The following is a 15,486-nucleotide window of genomic DNA, read 5'->3' on the forward strand; positions in this document are numbered from 1 at the left end:
TTAATACCTCTAAAATTTTCTCGTAATTTGCTCTAAAGCTGTTCATCTATTTAAATGTTTGAAATTCAATTAAATATACGATTCTCTTAATCAATGAACAGCTTTTTTATAATGCACAACAGGTTAAGGTAATATGCTTTTTAGAATTTTAATACTTTGTTTCTTATTTATTTCTTGTTCGAAAAAACCAACATATAAAATACCAAGTCATATTTCTTTTAAATTTGAAAAAGATTCTACTTATGTTATTTTAAAGAACAATGTACTTTCAACATCATTCTTGAAAATTGAAAATTTAATTGACAAAAAAACAACTTATATCGACTTCAAGAAACCTGATATATTAACAGTTTTAAAATTTCATCAATTAGAAAATGATTCACTTTCTATTTTAAAAAATTATCGATTTTATTTTAATTATGGAAACTCGTTTACTAAAAACTATGATACTTTACACAACTATGGGCTTCCTTTTTTAAAGGAAAAAAAACACAAAATTCTACAAGGAAATAATGGAAATTTTAGTCATAACAAACCAACATCTAAATATGCAATCGATTTTAAAATGAATATTGGTCAAAAAATTTGTGCAATTAGAGAAGGTATAGTTGTTAATGTAAAAAGTAATTCAAATGAAGGTGGGGGCGGTGAAGAATATTTTAAAAAAGCAAATATCATTTTCATTTTTCATGCTGATGGCACTTTTTCTCAATATGGTCATTTAAAAAAAGATGGTGTTTTAGTTAAAGTTGGTGATACTGTAAAAAAAGGCCAGGTTATTGGTTATTCTGGCAACACAGGCATGTCTACAGAACCACACTTGCATTTGGTAGTTTACAAATCGACAAAAAACGGTTTAATTTCTATCCCCTATATTTTAGATTCAATACCAACAGAAAAATATAAAAGAGGAAAATATGCCATTAACAACTAAACCAGAACTGTATTTTAAAAGTGATATCGAATGGCGAAAATGGTTGTCTGAAAACTATTTTTTATCCGGAGGAATTTATCTTATTTTTTATAAAGTAGAAAATGAAGAAGAATCTATGCGTTGGGAAGAAGCTGTAAAAGTAGCATTATGCTTTGGTTGGATTGATTCTACTGTAAAGAGTTTAGGTAATGGTAAACGCAGACAGTATTTTTGTAAACGAAATCCTAAAAGTGTTTGGAGTGCTTTAAACAAAAAATACATTAAAGAGTTAACTTCCAATAAATTGATGCACAAAAACGGATTAGAAATTATAAGAATTGGTAAGAAAAATGGTTCTTGGACTGCATTAGATGAAGTTGAGAAAGGGATAATTCCTGAAGATTTACAAATTGAATTTGATAAAAATAAAACTGCTTTTTCAAATTATAAAAACTTTGCATCAAGTTATAGAAAGAGTTATTTGTATTGGTTAAACCAAGCAAAAAGAGAGTCTACAAGACAAAAACGAATTACAGAAATTATTCGGTTGTGTAATGAAAATATTAAATCTAGAGAAGCTCGTTAATTAGAAAAGCCATCTAAATTTAGAATTAGATAGCTTTTCGTTAAAAAAATTAAACAATATTATTCAAAACTTTTTTCTCCGATGTTTGGATTATATATATAATTAAAAGTATAATATCTCGAATCACTAGAAGTGTCTAAATCTTTATAATAACTCAAAATTTCCATTTTGGCATAATGACCATCATTAGTTTTTACTACAATTACTTTTCCCGCAATTGGGTTAATTAAATGAGTTGGTGGACCAGCATAAGTATACCAACCATTTCCACTTCCTGTTGTTAATGCATAAACACTAGAAGCATCTTGTTTAAAATTAGTATCAACTGGCGCTTCCAAAACAGAAGTAAAAGTTCCTGTTTCTATAGATAAAGCTGCTTCTCCTGCTCTTATTGGTTCATCTATTAATCCTCCAATCTGCGTTCCTCCATTTACTAAAATTGATGTTCCTCTAAAAGCAATATCCCAACTATTATCTGTAACTACTGTACCAGTTTTAAAACTAAATTTTGTAAACTCTCCTGATGTTGCTGGTGGGCTTACAGTATAATCGGTTGTTACTGGAGCGTGAATATTTGTTGCTGTTTTTGATTCAACAGGCGCTAAATCGGGTTCATTATTCTTTTCACAAGACGTGATTACTAAACTCACAAATACTACTACTAAAATTGATTTTAAATTTCTCATTACTATTAATTAAATTGATTATTATTTATGTTTATATTAAAAATTGAATTGAACTCTTGTATAAAAATTTCTTCCTAATAATAAAACTGCATCATTGTTAGAAAAGGTGTTTTTGTTTTCTAACCCTTTTTCATCAAAGAGATTATCAACACCTAATAGTACATTCATTAAATTGAAAAAAGTTTTCTCAATTGCTATATTTATTTGCATATTTCCAATTACAAAATCATCATATATATCTATAATGTTCTGACTGTTGTTTGTGTCAAATAAGGCATATCTACTTCTATAAATGGTTCTAATGTTTGCAGAAAAATCGTATTCTAAATTTTGATAGAAAAATTTTGCGTTTGCAGTATGTTTAGACCTGTTTGGTAATCCAAAATAATCTGATTTCTTTAAAATTTCTGATGAAGAATTTGGTGTTCTTCTAAAGAATATCTCGCCAGCTTTTATTTTATTTATATCTTCTTTGTCTTTTGCTTGTAAGTATTGATAACCACCAATAAATCTTAAATTATCTGATATTTTATAATTCACATCCAACTCTATTCCTTGCGTAAACACTTGATCTCTATTTTCATAATAAAAAACAGAAGTTGATGAGTTTAATTCTGGTAAAACAGGGGTTCCATCTGGAGAATTTATAGGTTTTTGTAAAGAAACTGTATTAATTAAGTCATTAATATCATTTCTAAACAAATTAATATTTATTTTAAGATTTGAAATTGGTCTCACTTCAAAACCAAAATTATAGCCAATAGAATTTTCTGGATTCAAATCTTTATCAAGAATACTAACATTCCCTTCATTTCCATATAATTCGTGCAAAGTTCTTGTTCCTAAAACAACATAACCTCCTGCAGAATTATTAAAATTGAAGAATAATTGTCTAAAATCTGGTGCTTTAAAACCATAACCAACAGAACCTTTTACTTTTAAGCAATCGTTAATTTTATAGATTGATGAAATTTTAGGACTAAATGCAGATTTGTATTTGTTATGCGCATCAAATCTTGCACCTACAACTGTATTCATTTTTTCTATTGGATGAAAATCGTACTGAACAAAAACATATTTTGAATTGAAAATTTCTTTTTTATCGAAAAAAGTTCGATCTAAAGCATCAAAATTAATCCCTATACCAGCATTTAAAGTGCTATTTTCAAAATTCGTGGTTGCTCTAATTTCTGGTCGAACTAATGTCTGATTGAATAGAGAAATATCTTCATTAAAAACACTTTCGGTTTTAAATTTTGTAGCATAAAATGTATAGTTTAAATTCCATTTATCATTTATTTTATGTCGTAATTCAATATTTGAATTCCAATCACTTTGAATATTGTCTTCTGTTTGTTCTTCCTTAAAATATCTTTGAGAAATCAACAAATTCAATGCATTAGAAAAATCATAAGTTAATTGTAAATTTCCTGTATAATTTTGATACGCTTGTGTTGTTTTAAATACCGTTTCTGGGCTTAAATCAAAGCCACCACTTGAATTTAAATTGATGCCAGCAACAACTCCAAATTTTTCTTTTTTGTATAAAAAATTGGTATTGATGTCTAATTCGTTTCTTGAACCACCTCTTACAAAATAACCAACATCTCCTTTTAAAGTATTCTTTTTTGGTTTTTCTGTGATAATGTTTATAACGCCTCCTAAAGCTTCAGAACCATATAAAGAAGAAGATGGTCCTTTTACAATTTCTATCTGCTTTATATTGTTTACTGTAATTCTATTCAAATCTAAATTACCAGAACTTCTTCCTACTAATGGAACTCCATCAATAAGTATCATTGTATATTCTGCTGATAAACCTTGCATTTGCACACCAGTAAATCCACTTTGGTCAGTTACAAAATTAATACCTGTTTGTTCTAAAAGAATATTACTTAATCTTGTGGTTCCTGCTTGTTGAATTTGTTTTTTAGAAATTAATGTAACTGGCATTGGTAAAGAAGATAATTGCCTAACAGTTCTTGTTGCAGTTATAACTACTTCATCTAATTCATTCACTTTTACAGAATCTTTTTTTACGGTTGTTACTTGACCAATTACAACTGTATTTATCAATAAAAGAATAACTACAAAAACTCTATTTAGAAACATTCTTAATAATTTTCGACAAACATATGCTATTATTTTTATTCAATCTAAATAAAAGTTATATTTTTGTCAAAAATTAATTATCATCCAAATAAATAATAGAATGAAAAAATTAGTATTAGGAAGTTTGTTACTTATAGTTGCTATTTCCGTAAACGCTCAAAGTAAAAAAACAAAAGATAAAAATGCCATCAAAGAAATGTGTGGTTGTTTTGAAGTAACTTTTAATTTCGCAGAAACCTTTAATTATAGTAGAGATTCTACCTACAGAGCATCAAAAAACAAGGTTAGTAAAGGTTTAGAATGGGCTGGCTTGGTTACAGATAGTAAAAATAAAATTTCTATTCAGCATATCTTACAAGTTGGGAATCCTTCTAAACCAATGACTGTTAAACATTGGAGGCAAGATTGGTTGTATCAAAACACAGATTTCTATATGTATAATGGAGATAACAATTGGACATTTACTCAAAAAGACAAAAAAGATGTAAAAAAACAATGGACACAAAAAGTATATCAAGTAGATGATAGTCCACGTTATGAAGGTTCAGGAACTTGGGTTCATGTTGATGAAAAAAGTTATTGGGAAAATACAACAACTGCGCCTTTACCAAGAAGAGAATACACAAAAAGAAGCGATTACAATATTACTTTAAGAGGTAATAGGCATGAAATTACAAATTATGGTTGGGTTCATGATCAAGACAATAGTAAAGTTGTGCGTAAAAATGGAAAAGAAGATGTAATTATTGCGAATGAAAAAGGCTATAATATTTACAAAAGAGTTGCAGATAGTAGATGCAAAGTTGCACAAGATTGGTGGATTGCTAATAATGCAAAATGGCAATTGGTAAGAAATAAATGGGATGAAGTTTTTAATAGAAATACTAATTTAACACTTGAAACTAAAGTCGAAAACAAACCTTTGTACAAGTATTTATTCTCTAATAAAATTTATAAAGAAAGAGAAATGAATGAAATTATTGAATCTTTTGTAAAAAAATAAATAAGATGAAAAGGTTACAAATACTAATCATTTTTGCACTTATTATAAATAGTTCATTAATTGCACAAAAATCAAATATTTTTCATAATAGAAATTTTTGGAAAGCAAATCCATCTATAGAAACAATTGATAAAAAAATTACTGAAGGAAATGATATTTCTCAATTAAATAGTAATGCTTTTGATGCAGTTGTGTATGCTATTTTAGAGAAAACAGACAACAAAACCATAAAATATTTATTGTCTAAAGCAGGAAATAATGTGAATAAAAAAACACATGATGGAAGAACCTATATTTTTTGGGCAGCATATAAAAATAATTTAGAAATTATAAAATATGTAATTTCTAAAGGCGCAAAAACAGATATTATTGATACACATGGAAATACGTTTTTAAATTTTGCAGCTGCTACAGGTCAAACAGATTTAGATTTGTATAAATACAGTTTTAATATTGGTTCAGATATTAAACATGAGAAAAATCATGATGGTGCAAATGCTCTTTTATTGGTAGCACCTTATCTTAAAGATTTTATATTGGTCGATTTATTTTTGGCAAATGGCGCCACTTTAAATGATAAAGATACTAATGGAAATGGACTTTTTGAATATGCTTCAAAAGGTGGAAATATTCCTTTTTTGAAAAATTTAATTGAGAAGGAAGTTGAGAAAGGAGATAATGCAATGATTTTTGCAAGCCAAGGTTTAAGAAGAAAAGAAAACACTTTAGAAACATATAAATTTTTAGAAAGTATTGATGTTAAAGCAAATATTGTTGATATAAAAGGCAGAAATCCTCTACATGCAATTGCTTACAATAGTGAAAGTTTAGAAACCTACAAATATTTTATAAATAAAGGAGTTGACATAAATTTGCAAGATAATGGTGGCGATTCTCCTTTTATGAATGCTTCGAATAGCAACACTTTAGAAGTTGTTAAATTTTTATCTAATTATTTAAGAAACATTAATTTAAAAGATGAAAATGGTCGCTCTGCATTGGCTATGGCAGTAAATAGAAACTCTGTAAATGTTGTGAAATTTTTATTAGAAAAAGAAGCAAATATTAATACTGTTGATGAAAATGGAAACTCCCTTTCTTATTATCTAATTAATACTTTCAGAGCAAATAAAGTAACAAATTTTGAAGACAAACTAAAAGTTTTATTAAAAAACGGATTGGTTATAAATAAAATTCAAAACTCTGGAAATACACTTTTGCATCTAGCTACCGAGAGGAATAATTTATCGCTATTGAAGAGGTTAAAGACCTTCAATATTGATGTTAATACCATGAATAAAAATAATCTCTCCACTATACAAGTAGCAGCAATGAAAGCAAAAAACGTCAATATTTTAAAATATTTATTAAGTATTGGCGCTAATAAAAATATAAAAACAGATTTTGATGAAACCGTTTATGATTTAGCTTCAGAAAATGAATTGCTGAAGAAAAATAACATCAATATTAACTTTTTAAAATAATAAACTGAAATGAAAACAAGAAAATTAATATTAATAATTCCTTTAATTTTAATTCTATTTACTGCATTATTTAGCTTTAAAAAACATATTGAGAGTAGCTCATATAAGTGCATGATACAAATGAAGAATTATAGTGGTGAAGGCGCTTATATTGTAATTTCATTATTAAATCCTGAAGGAAAATATGAAGAAACTTTGTATGTACAAGGAGATGACGACGAATGGTATTTTGATATTACAGAATGGTGGAGTTTTCAAGGAAAAAAACGTACAGAAATAGATGCAATAACTGGAGCAACAATTAGTGGTGGTGAACGTAAAGTTAGTGTGATAAATATTCCTGATGATAAATTGAACAAAGGTTATAAAATTCGTTTTGAAACTGCTGTAGAAGACCAAAAATATCATAAAGATGATGTGGAATTTGAGTTGACTTCAAAAAATTTAAAATCTAAAATTGAAGGAAAAGGTTTTATTCGATATATAAGAATGATCCCTCAATAAAATTAAAAAAATAAACACAAATTTTCGCAGTTAAAGTCTTTACTACTTATGATTTTTGATTTACAAAAAACCTCATTTAATCAGATACAAAAAAATTAAATGACAATTTCAATTTGGAGATATAGCCATTTAACACTGGCAATTTCTTCTGCTTTATTTATTGTAATTGCTTCCTTAACTGGAATAATTTTGGCATTAGAACCAATTTCAGAGAAGCTTAATTATTATAATTCAGAAGATTTAAATATGATTTCAATTGCTGAAACTGTTACAGTTTTAGAAGAAAAATACAAGGAAATTATTACCATAGAAATTGATGAGAATGATTTTGTTAAAGCTTCAATAATTACCAAAGAAAGAAAAAGTGAAACTTTTTATATCAATCCAAAAACAGGAATAAAAGTTGGAGATTTAACCCAAAAATCACCCCTTTTTAAATTTGCAACCAACCTACACCGTTCATTATTTTTAAAATCTACAGGAAGGTTTTTAATTGGTTTTGTTTCGTTGTTACTTTTCTTAATCTCAATTACAGGAGTTCTTTTAATCACAAAAAGACAAGGCGGATTTTCTAAAATATTCTCTAAAGTTATTAAAGAGGATTTTAATCAATATTATCATGTTGTTTTCGGAAGATATTTTTTAATTCCTATTATCATTATAACTTTAACAGGTATTTATTTGTCTTTGGAAAAGTTTTCTTTGTTACCAAAAGAGCATCAAAAACATATAAATTTAGAAACAAATAAAATAACATCTAATCTAAAAACAGCAGATTTTGAATTTTTTAAAATTACAAAATTAGAAGATATTCAAAAAATTGAGTTTCCGTTTTCTAAAGAAAAAGAAGATTACTTCTATGTAAAAACTCGTGATAAAGAATTTGCAATTCATCAATTTAACGGGCAAATAATAAGTAAAAAAAAACAAGATTTAATTGCTTTAGGTTCTTATTATAGTATGATTTTACACACAGGAAAAGGTTCAATTATTTGGTCTTTAGTTTTATTATTAACCTGTTTTTCTATTATCTTTTTTATGTATTCTGGGTTTTCTATGACTTTGAAAAGGAAGAAAAAAACAACTACGATTCTAAATAAAACTACAAAAGATGAAGTTGAATTTATAATTTTAGTGGGTTCTGAAACTGGAACAACTATTCGTTTTGCAACTGCGTTTAAGAATGCTCTTTTAAAAGCTGGTAAAACTGTTTTTATTTCTGAATTAAATAATTATTCGATATATGAAAAAGCAAAAAGTATTATCATTTTTACTGCAACTTATGGTGATGGAGAAGCACCTGCAAATGCGTCAAAATTTATTAAATTAATCGATACTATTCAGCAGAAAAATATTTTAAAATATGCAGTTTTGGGATTTGGTTCTAAAGAATATATAGAATTTTGCAAGTTTGCTGTTTTAGTGCACGCATCATTGCAAATTCAACAAAAGTTCATTCCGATAGCTCCTTTGTTTAGAATCGATAATCAAGAGATTAATTCTTTTAAAAATTGGTTACAAGAATGGAATAATAACAATAATTTATCTTTAAAAATTAATGATAATGAACTTTTAGAAAACAAACAAAAAGAAATAAAATTAAAAATTTTAGAGAAAAGTAACTCAAATTTAGATGATACTTTTTTAATTTCTTTACAACCATCAAAAAAAGTAAAATTCACTTCTGGTGATGTACTTTCTATTACTCCAAAAAACGAAAATAGAAGCAGATTATATTCAATTGCAAAAGTTGATAAGAACATTTTGTTGAGTGTGAAAAAACACGAATTGGGGATTTGTTCAAACTACTTGAACCAACTAAATAAAAACGATTTTATAAATGGTACAATTAAACAAAACATAAATTTTCATTTTCCAAAAAAAGCAAAAGAAGTGTTACTAATTGCAAATGGAACAGGAATTGCTCCATTTTTAGGAATGATTCATGAAAATAAAAGAAATATAAAAACACATTTATTTTGGGGAACTAGAACAAAAGAATCTTTAAAAATCTATCAAAAGTATTTAGAAAAATCAGCTAATAAGAACGAGTTGTCTTCTTTAAATATTGCATTTTCAAAAGAAAATAAAAAAAAAATTTATGTGCAATATTTACTTTTTAAGAAAAAAGACATCCTAATAAATACGCTAAAAAGTAACGGAAAAATTCTTATTTGTGGCTCTTTAGCAATGCAGAAAGAAGTAGAAAAAATAATTGATGAAATTGCTAAAAAAGAGTTGAATGTAAGTGTAGAAAAATTAAAAGAAAACAAGCAACTAAAAACTGATTGTTACTAAAAAAAAGGATTATGTGTCAAAAATCTAAAATAATATCAAGAGTAAAAAACGGTGAATTAACCATATGTAAAGGTTGTAAAAATTACAGTCTTACATTCAATAATATTTTTTTTCAGTTTGATAAAAATCAATTGCTTCAATTTAAAAATTATATTTCTAAAATAGACATCGAGTATTGGTTAGATTATAGTGCTTGCACAACACAAAGAAAGAAAATTACAGTACAAACGTTTCATGAAAACTTAATTTTAGTGTTTGATTTACATGAAATAAACGAGTTAAAAACGCTGTTAGGTATCCACAGAACTATTAAAAACACAATTTTATCTCCAGCAGATATTGATTATACTTTGGTATTGAATTAATTTTTTTTTATTATGAAATAATTATTGTGCAAAACATAACACTCCTTCGAATTTAAAGGTGTAACAATACTTTCTCTATTGGTATAATCTTCTGGGTTTGCAGTAAAAACAAATTGCATATCTAAATCCAATCTCATTTTAAAACCCCTAATTTGAATATCGCCTTCTTATAAGATGTTAAAGAGCGCTACTTGAATTCTAGCTTGTAAATCTGGTAATTCATTAACTACAAAAATACATCTGTTTGCCCTTGGAATCATTCCATAATGAATCACTCTATCATCTGCATAACTCAATTTTAAATTGGCTGCTTTTATTGGGTCAACATCACCAATAATATCTGCCACAGTAACATCTGGTGTTGCTAGTTTTTCTGCAAAACGTTCGTCTCTGTGCATCCTGTATATAGATGTATCATTTCCTTTTTACTTGATTAACTCAATTGCAAATCTTGAAATCGGATTTAACGGATCATCATTAATTTCTGAACCTTCTACAACATCTAATAAATTGACCATTAATCTTGCCAATCGTGTCTTTAGGATAACGAGTAGTGATTAACTCTGCCAAAGCCAACGCCACTTTTTTTTACAGGCGTAATTCTATCTTCTCCATATAGGATCATAGAATGGCTAATATCTATCAATAAAACAGTACTCATTTGGCTTTTATTCATTGTTTCTTCAACAACCAAATCGTTTTCTGTTAAACTAAAATTGTCAATTCCGTTATTAATCTGCACGTTTCTAATACTTTATTTTACAGAAATCTTGTCTAATGCATCACCAAATTGATACCCTCTTAAATCACCAGTATGTTCATCTCCAATTCCTGGAAATTTACTTTTATGATTTCCTGAACCACTTTTTTTTATGTTTCCAAAAATAACATTTAAAGCTTGTTGTCTAATTGCACGTTCCGTTTTTGCAGTAATTTTTGTACCACCAGTTCCATCTCCTTTTATTTCTTCTTTGATGTAGCCTTTCTTTTTTAAATCTTCAATAAAATCATCAATGGTGTAATTCTCTTCTGTTAATTTATACTCTTTATCCAAAGAACGTAACCAGTCGATGGCTTCATCAAAATCGCCAAAAGTATGAGTTATAAGCTCTTTAAATATTTCAAAAAACTTTTCAAACGGAGATTGGTTTTATGCTTCATAGGTTTTAAATACAAAACCTTTTCTTTTTGTATTGTTTTTCATCACTATAAAAATACGGCTTTATTAAACGCCTAAAAAAAGATTAACATAGCTTTAATATATTACAATATTAATAGAAGCAATAATTATGATTCCTTCATAAAAAGGTTGAAAAAAATGTAACTATTCAAAAAAAATAGCATCTTTTATAAAGAGAAGTAAATTTATCATAAAATTAACAGTAGTAATGACTGCGAAAAATTAACTTCACAAACTTATTTTAACTAACTCAAAACTAATATGAAGACAACAAATTCAAGTAAATTTAGAATTTTATGCTCCTTGTTTTTAGCACTTGCTTTTTTAGGTGTACAAGAAACAAATGCACAATTCTGGAAGAAGAAAAAGAAGGAAGTAAAAAAAGAAGTAAAGAAAACACCAAAGAAGAAAGGTAAAACTATAAAAGAACTTACTAAAAGTAGTAAAAAAATTGAAGGATTATTTACTATTTATCAAGACACTTTAACTGGTTCTGTAAAATTATTGGTTAAGAAAGACCAACTAAATAAAGATTTTATTTACTTCTCTCAAATTGCAGATGGTGTGGTAGAAGCCGGCCAATTTAGAGGAGCTTACCAAGGTTCTTCAGTTTTTCACGTTAAAAAATACTTTAACCGTTTAGAATTTGTGGTCCCAAATACTTCATTCTTTTTTGATAAAAACAATGCAATCTCTAAATCTTCGGAAGCAAACATCAGTGATGCAGTAATTGCAGCTGGTAAAGTTTTAGCTTCTGACGATAAAACCGGTGAGTATTTAATAGATGCTGATGGTTTATTTTTATCTGAAACTTTTACAAGAGTAAAAAGACCTCGTTTTCCTGGTCAATCTCCTTTTGCTTTCAGCCTAGGAAGATTTGATAAAAAGAAATCTAAAATCAATGAAATTAAAAACTATCCGGAGAATACAAATGTAAAAACGGAATATGTGTATAGCAACCCTTCTGTTTTAAATGGTGGAGGAAGAGCTGTAACTGACGGAAGAAATGTTTCTATAAAAGTATTTCATACGTTTATGAACATGCCAGAAAGTGATTATAAGACAAGATTAGATGATGCTAGAGTTGGTTATTTCTTAACGGAAACAAACGATATGACCTCTACTGAAGCTGTTAATTACAGAGATTTTATTCACAGATGGAAATTAGTAAAGAAAAACCCCGAAGCGGCAATTTCTGACCCAGTTACTCCAATTACTTGGTGGATAGAAAATACAACTCCAAAAGAATTTATAGAAACAATTAAAGAAGGTGTTCTTGCATGGAATGTTGCTTTTGAAAAAGCAGGGTTCAACAATGCAATGGTTGTAAAAGTACAGCCAGATGACGCAACTTGGGATGCTGGTGATGTTCGTTACAATGTTTTACGTTGGACTTCTTCTCCGAATCCTCCATTTGGTGGTTACGGACCAAGTTTTGTAAACCCAAGAACTGGTGAAATTTTAGGTGCAGATATTATGTTAGAATATGTGCATTTTACAAATAGAGTTTATTATGATAGAGTTTTTGATAATGCTTCTGCTTTAAGTTTAAATATTGAAACAGCAGATGAGGAAAAAGTTAATTTCTTTAAAAATAAAGACAATCATTTATTTTGTTCTAAAGGACACTTAATGCATGAGAACACTTTATTCGGACAAACAGTTTTAGCTGCTGCTGGAGCTTCTGAATTAGAAATGGAAGGCATGAAAAAAGAAGGAATGAAATCTTTAATTATGCACGAAGTTGGACATACGTTAGGTTTGAACCATAATATGAAAGCAAGTCAGTTATTTTCGCCAGAACAATTAGCAGATGCTAATTTTATTAAAGGAAAAGCTTTAACAGGTTCTGTAATGGATTATGCAGGCATCAATTTAACAAAAGACAGAAGCAAACAAGGTCAATATTATGATATGGCAGTTGGTCCTTATGATGTTTGGGCAATTCAATTTGGTTACACGCCTTTTAAAGCTGCTACAGAAAGAAATACTTTATTAGCACAATCTACAAAACCAGAATTAATTTTTGGTAATGACGCAGATGATATGCGTTCTCCTGGAAAAGCAATTGACCCAAGAGTTATGATTGGCGATTTATCGAACGACCAAATTAGATACTCTGTTGATAGAATTGAATTGGTTAATAAAATGATGAAGGATATTAAATCTCGTTTTGCAAATAAAGGAGAATCTTACATGCAATTAAGACAAGCATATTATATTTTAAACGGACAATCTGCAACTGCAGCTGGCGTAATTTCTAGATTTATTGGTGGAGTTTATGTAGACAGAACAAAACCTGGACAAAGCGCAAATACTAAACCTTTTACACCTGTAAGTTTAGCAGATCAAAAAAGAGCTATGAATGCATTAAAGAAATATGTTTTTGCTCCGGATGCTTTTAATACTCCAAAAGATGTTTATAATTATTTAGCGAGACAGAGAAGAGGTTATAACTTTTTTAGCGGAACAGAAGACCCTAAAATTCATGAACAAGTATTAAGTTACCAAACTAGAGTTTTAGCTCATATTCTACACCCTAATACATTACAGAGAATTTCAAATTCTGAATTGTATGGTAACGAATATAAATTATCTAGTTTTATGACAGATATAAATAATACAATGTTTAAAGCAGATATAAATGGTTCTGTTAATTCATTCCGTCAGAATTTACAGGCTGCTTATACAAAAGGGTTAATTAGTATAATTTCTGGTAAAGCAAGTAGCAGGTATTCTGTAGCTTCAAAATCTATGGCTATTTATAATCTTAAAAACATAAAGAATTGGGTAAGTAATAACTCTGGTGATATTGCAACAAAAGCACACAAAAATCACTTGAAAACATTAATTACAAATACTATGAAAGAAATAAAATAATCTTATAAATTTTATTTATTAAAACCGTAATCATTTCGATTGCGGTTTTTTTTATCTTTGATATTATGGAAAAAATCTTAATTACTGGTGGTACAGGTTTAGTAGGACGTAAATTAACAGAATTGTTAATTGCAAAAAATTACGAAGTAGTAATTTTAAGTAGAAATCCACAAAATAAAAATGAATTTAAATGGGACGTTTCAAATAATTATATTGATGAAAATGCGTTTAAAAACTTAACCTATATCATTCATTTAGCTGGCGCAGGAATTGCAGATAAACGCTGGTCAAATGACAGAAAAAAAGTAATTATTAGCAGTCGTGTACAAACTACAAATCTTCTTTTAGAAAAAGTGAAGCAATATAAAATTAAATTAAAAGGTTTTATTTCTGCGTCGGCAACAGGTTTATATGGAGCCATAACTTCTGATAAAATTTTTACAGAAAAAGACAAACCTTCACATGATTTTTTAAGTATTGTGTGTGAAAAATGGGAAAACGCTGCTTTTGAATTTCAACAAGAAAACATACCTGTTACTATTTTAAGAACTGGTATTGTTTTGTCTAAAAAAGGTGGTGCATTAGAAAAAATGAGAACACCAATTGTTTCTCCTTTAGGTTCTGGAAAACAATATATTCCTTGGATTCATATAGATGATTTGTGCGAAATGTACATTTACGCAATAGAGAATAATTTAGAAGGAATTTACAATGCTGTTGCTCCTGAACATCATACAAGTAAATCTTTTTCTAAAGAATTAGCAAATGCAATAAAACGTCCTTTTATATCTTTAGGAGTTCCATCATTTTTGTTAAAAATACTTTTTGGCGAAATGGCAGTTATACTTTTAGAAGGCAGTAGAGTTTCAATAAAAAAAATCGAAAAGAAAGGTTTTTCTTTTCGATTTTCCAATCTAATTATAGCGCTAAAAACTTTTAGTTAGCGGCTATAACACTCTCCCCTTGTCTGTCTACTTCTTTCATTTTACCTAACCAGGTTCTTCCACCAAGTGTTGATTTATAATAAACATTTCTACCTCTTACTTTTGTTATCTCCATTTTTAAATGTGTCCCTACTTTAAAAGGAAAATCTGGTAAATTAATATCTTGCAACGTTATTATACACTCTGTACGAGAAGTCCATTTAACTGAAGATTTAATATAATGCTTATAGTTATTATAATATTCTATATGTTTTTTTCCATTGAAAATAACAATTACTTCACCTCCTTTGTAGTTAAAAGTAAAAGTTTTATTATCTATAATAGGCGCATCTTTATATTCTGCTATATTTTCTGCTACTAATGCTTTTGTGTACACTCCTAATGTCATTAATCTATCTTGGGCATTAATAGATATTGTACAGATTAAGATTACTGCAAATAATAATTGATTTTTAATAGTTTTCATTGTTTTTAATTTAGGGGATTTGTAAAAATTTTTAATATTTATTATACTAGTAAAAAGTACTAGCT

The 15,486-nt window shown here is 28.0% G+C and carries 12 protein-coding genes and 2 pseudogenes; 9 read left to right on the forward strand and 5 right to left on the reverse strand.

Annotated elements, in window-relative coordinates:
- Positions 1-133 precede the first annotated feature (133 nt).
- Both V3V28_RS11155 and V3V28_RS11160 read left to right on the forward strand, forming a co-directional pair.
- Positions 134-934: a M23 family metallopeptidase gene (locus V3V28_RS11155; protein ID WP_331365096.1), complete on the forward strand. Its 801-nt coding sequence runs from the start codon at positions 134-136 to the stop codon at positions 932-934.
- A complete protein-coding gene (locus V3V28_RS11160; protein WP_331365097.1) occupies positions 918-1,499 on the forward strand; it encodes a YdeI/OmpD-associated family protein in 582 nt (193 codons plus the stop codon). Before V3V28_RS11155 ends, V3V28_RS11160 begins: the two co-directional genes overlap by 17 nt.
- Before the next feature lie 59 nt (positions 1,500-1,558).
- On the opposite strand, the gene V3V28_RS11165 is transcribed toward V3V28_RS11160, so the two are convergent.
- Positions 1,559-2,185 carry an HmuY family protein gene (locus tag V3V28_RS11165; RefSeq protein WP_331365098.1) on the reverse strand — a complete coding sequence of 209 codons (627 nt, stop codon included), beginning with the start codon at positions 2,183-2,185 and terminating at the stop codon, positions 1,559-1,561.
- 36 nt (positions 2,186-2,221) lie between these two features.
- On the reverse strand, positions 2,222-4,297 hold the full coding sequence (locus V3V28_RS11170; RefSeq protein ID WP_331365099.1) for a TonB-dependent receptor plug domain-containing protein: 2,076 nt from the start codon (positions 4,295-4,297) through the stop codon (positions 2,222-2,224).
- A gap of 100 nt (positions 4,298-4,397) precedes the next feature.
- Between V3V28_RS11170 and V3V28_RS11175 the strand changes: the two genes are divergently transcribed.
- The 5 genes from V3V28_RS11175 (at position 4,398) to V3V28_RS11195 (ending at position 9,951) form a co-directional block, all read left to right on the forward strand.
- Positions 4,398-5,300: a DUF6607 family protein gene (locus V3V28_RS11175; protein WP_331365100.1), complete on the forward strand. Its 903-nt coding sequence runs from the start codon at positions 4,398-4,400 to the stop codon at positions 5,298-5,300.
- A gap of 5 nt (positions 5,301-5,305) precedes the next feature.
- A complete protein-coding gene (locus V3V28_RS11180; protein ID WP_331365101.1) occupies positions 5,306-6,784 on the forward strand; it encodes an ankyrin repeat domain-containing protein in 1,479 nt (492 codons plus the stop codon).
- Positions 6,785-6,793: 9 nt separating this feature from the next.
- Positions 6,794-7,288, forward strand: a complete 495-nt coding sequence (locus tag V3V28_RS11185; protein WP_331365102.1) for a DUF2271 domain-containing protein — start codon at positions 6,794-6,796, stop codon at positions 7,286-7,288.
- Between the two features lie 99 nt (positions 7,289-7,387).
- On the forward strand, positions 7,388-9,586 hold the full coding sequence (locus V3V28_RS11190; protein WP_331365103.1) for a PepSY domain-containing protein: 2,199 nt from the start codon (positions 7,388-7,390) through the stop codon (positions 9,584-9,586).
- Between the two features lie 11 nt (positions 9,587-9,597).
- On the forward strand, positions 9,598-9,951 hold the full coding sequence (locus V3V28_RS11195) for a DUF6686 family protein (protein ID WP_331365104.1): 354 nt from the start codon (positions 9,598-9,600) through the stop codon (positions 9,949-9,951).
- A 44-nt stretch (positions 9,952-9,995) separates the two neighbouring features.
- On the opposite strand, the pseudogene V3V28_RS11200 reads toward V3V28_RS11195, so the two are convergent.
- Positions 9,996-10,490: pseudogene (locus V3V28_RS11200) on the reverse strand (magnesium chelatase); the annotation flags it as partial.
- A pseudogene (locus V3V28_RS11205) lies at positions 10,480-11,155 on the reverse strand (hypothetical protein); the annotation flags it as partial. The pseudogenes V3V28_RS11200 and V3V28_RS11205, both read right to left, overlap by 11 nt.
- A gap of 237 nt (positions 11,156-11,392) precedes the next feature.
- Here V3V28_RS11205 and V3V28_RS11210 point away from each other — a divergent pair.
- Both V3V28_RS11210 and V3V28_RS11215 read left to right on the forward strand, forming a co-directional pair.
- Positions 11,393-14,011 (forward strand): zinc-dependent metalloprotease, encoded by a 2,619-nt coding sequence (locus V3V28_RS11210; RefSeq protein ID WP_331365105.1) that lies wholly within the window; start codon positions 11,393-11,395, stop codon positions 14,009-14,011.
- Positions 14,012-14,076: 65 nt separating this feature from the next.
- Entirely contained in the window at positions 14,077-14,955 is an 879-nt protein-coding gene (locus tag V3V28_RS11215; protein WP_331365106.1) for a TIGR01777 family oxidoreductase, read from the forward strand.
- Here V3V28_RS11215 and V3V28_RS11220 read toward each other — a convergent pair.
- A complete protein-coding gene (locus V3V28_RS11220; RefSeq protein WP_331365107.1) occupies positions 14,948-15,421 on the reverse strand; it encodes a hypothetical protein in 474 nt (157 codons plus the stop codon). The two genes, V3V28_RS11215 and V3V28_RS11220, sit on opposite strands and share 8 nt — an antisense overlap.
- Positions 15,422-15,486 lie beyond the last annotated feature (65 nt).

The sequence above is a fragment of the Polaribacter sp. genome, from assembly GCF_036480315.1.
Taxonomy (GTDB): Bacteria; Bacteroidota; Bacteroidia; order Flavobacteriales; family Flavobacteriaceae; genus Polaribacter.

What these genes read in the sequence shown, in the direction of transcription:
- V3V28_RS11155 (WP_331365096.1), top strand. Translation starts at nt 134, where the DNA reads ATGCTTTTTAGAATTTTAATACTTTGTTTCTTATTTATTTCTTGTTCG.
- V3V28_RS11160 (WP_331365097.1), top strand. Translation starts at nt 918, where the DNA reads ATGCCATTAACAACTAAACCAGAACTGTATTTTAAAAGTGATATCGAA.
- V3V28_RS11165 (WP_331365098.1), bottom strand. Translation starts at nt 2,185, where the DNA reads ATGAGAAATTTAAAATCAATTTTAGTAGTAGTATTTGTGAGTTTAGTA.
- V3V28_RS11170 (WP_331365099.1), bottom strand. Translation starts at nt 4,297, where the DNA reads ATGTTTCTAAATAGAGTTTTTGTAGTTATTCTTTTATTGATAAATACA.
- V3V28_RS11175 (WP_331365100.1), top strand. Translation starts at nt 4,398, where the DNA reads ATGAAAAAATTAGTATTAGGAAGTTTGTTACTTATAGTTGCTATTTCC.
- V3V28_RS11180 (WP_331365101.1), top strand. Translation starts at nt 5,306, where the DNA reads ATGAAAAGGTTACAAATACTAATCATTTTTGCACTTATTATAAATAGT.
- V3V28_RS11185 (WP_331365102.1), top strand. Translation starts at nt 6,794, where the DNA reads ATGAAAACAAGAAAATTAATATTAATAATTCCTTTAATTTTAATTCTA.
- V3V28_RS11190 (WP_331365103.1), top strand. Translation starts at nt 7,388, where the DNA reads ATGACAATTTCAATTTGGAGATATAGCCATTTAACACTGGCAATTTCT.
- V3V28_RS11195 (WP_331365104.1), top strand. Translation starts at nt 9,598, where the DNA reads ATGTGTCAAAAATCTAAAATAATATCAAGAGTAAAAAACGGTGAATTA.
- V3V28_RS11210 (WP_331365105.1), top strand. Translation starts at nt 11,393, where the DNA reads ATGAAGACAACAAATTCAAGTAAATTTAGAATTTTATGCTCCTTGTTT.
- V3V28_RS11215 (WP_331365106.1), top strand. Translation starts at nt 14,077, where the DNA reads ATGGAAAAAATCTTAATTACTGGTGGTACAGGTTTAGTAGGACGTAAA.
- V3V28_RS11220 (WP_331365107.1), bottom strand. Translation starts at nt 15,421, where the DNA reads ATGAAAACTATTAAAAATCAATTATTATTTGCAGTAATCTTAATCTGT.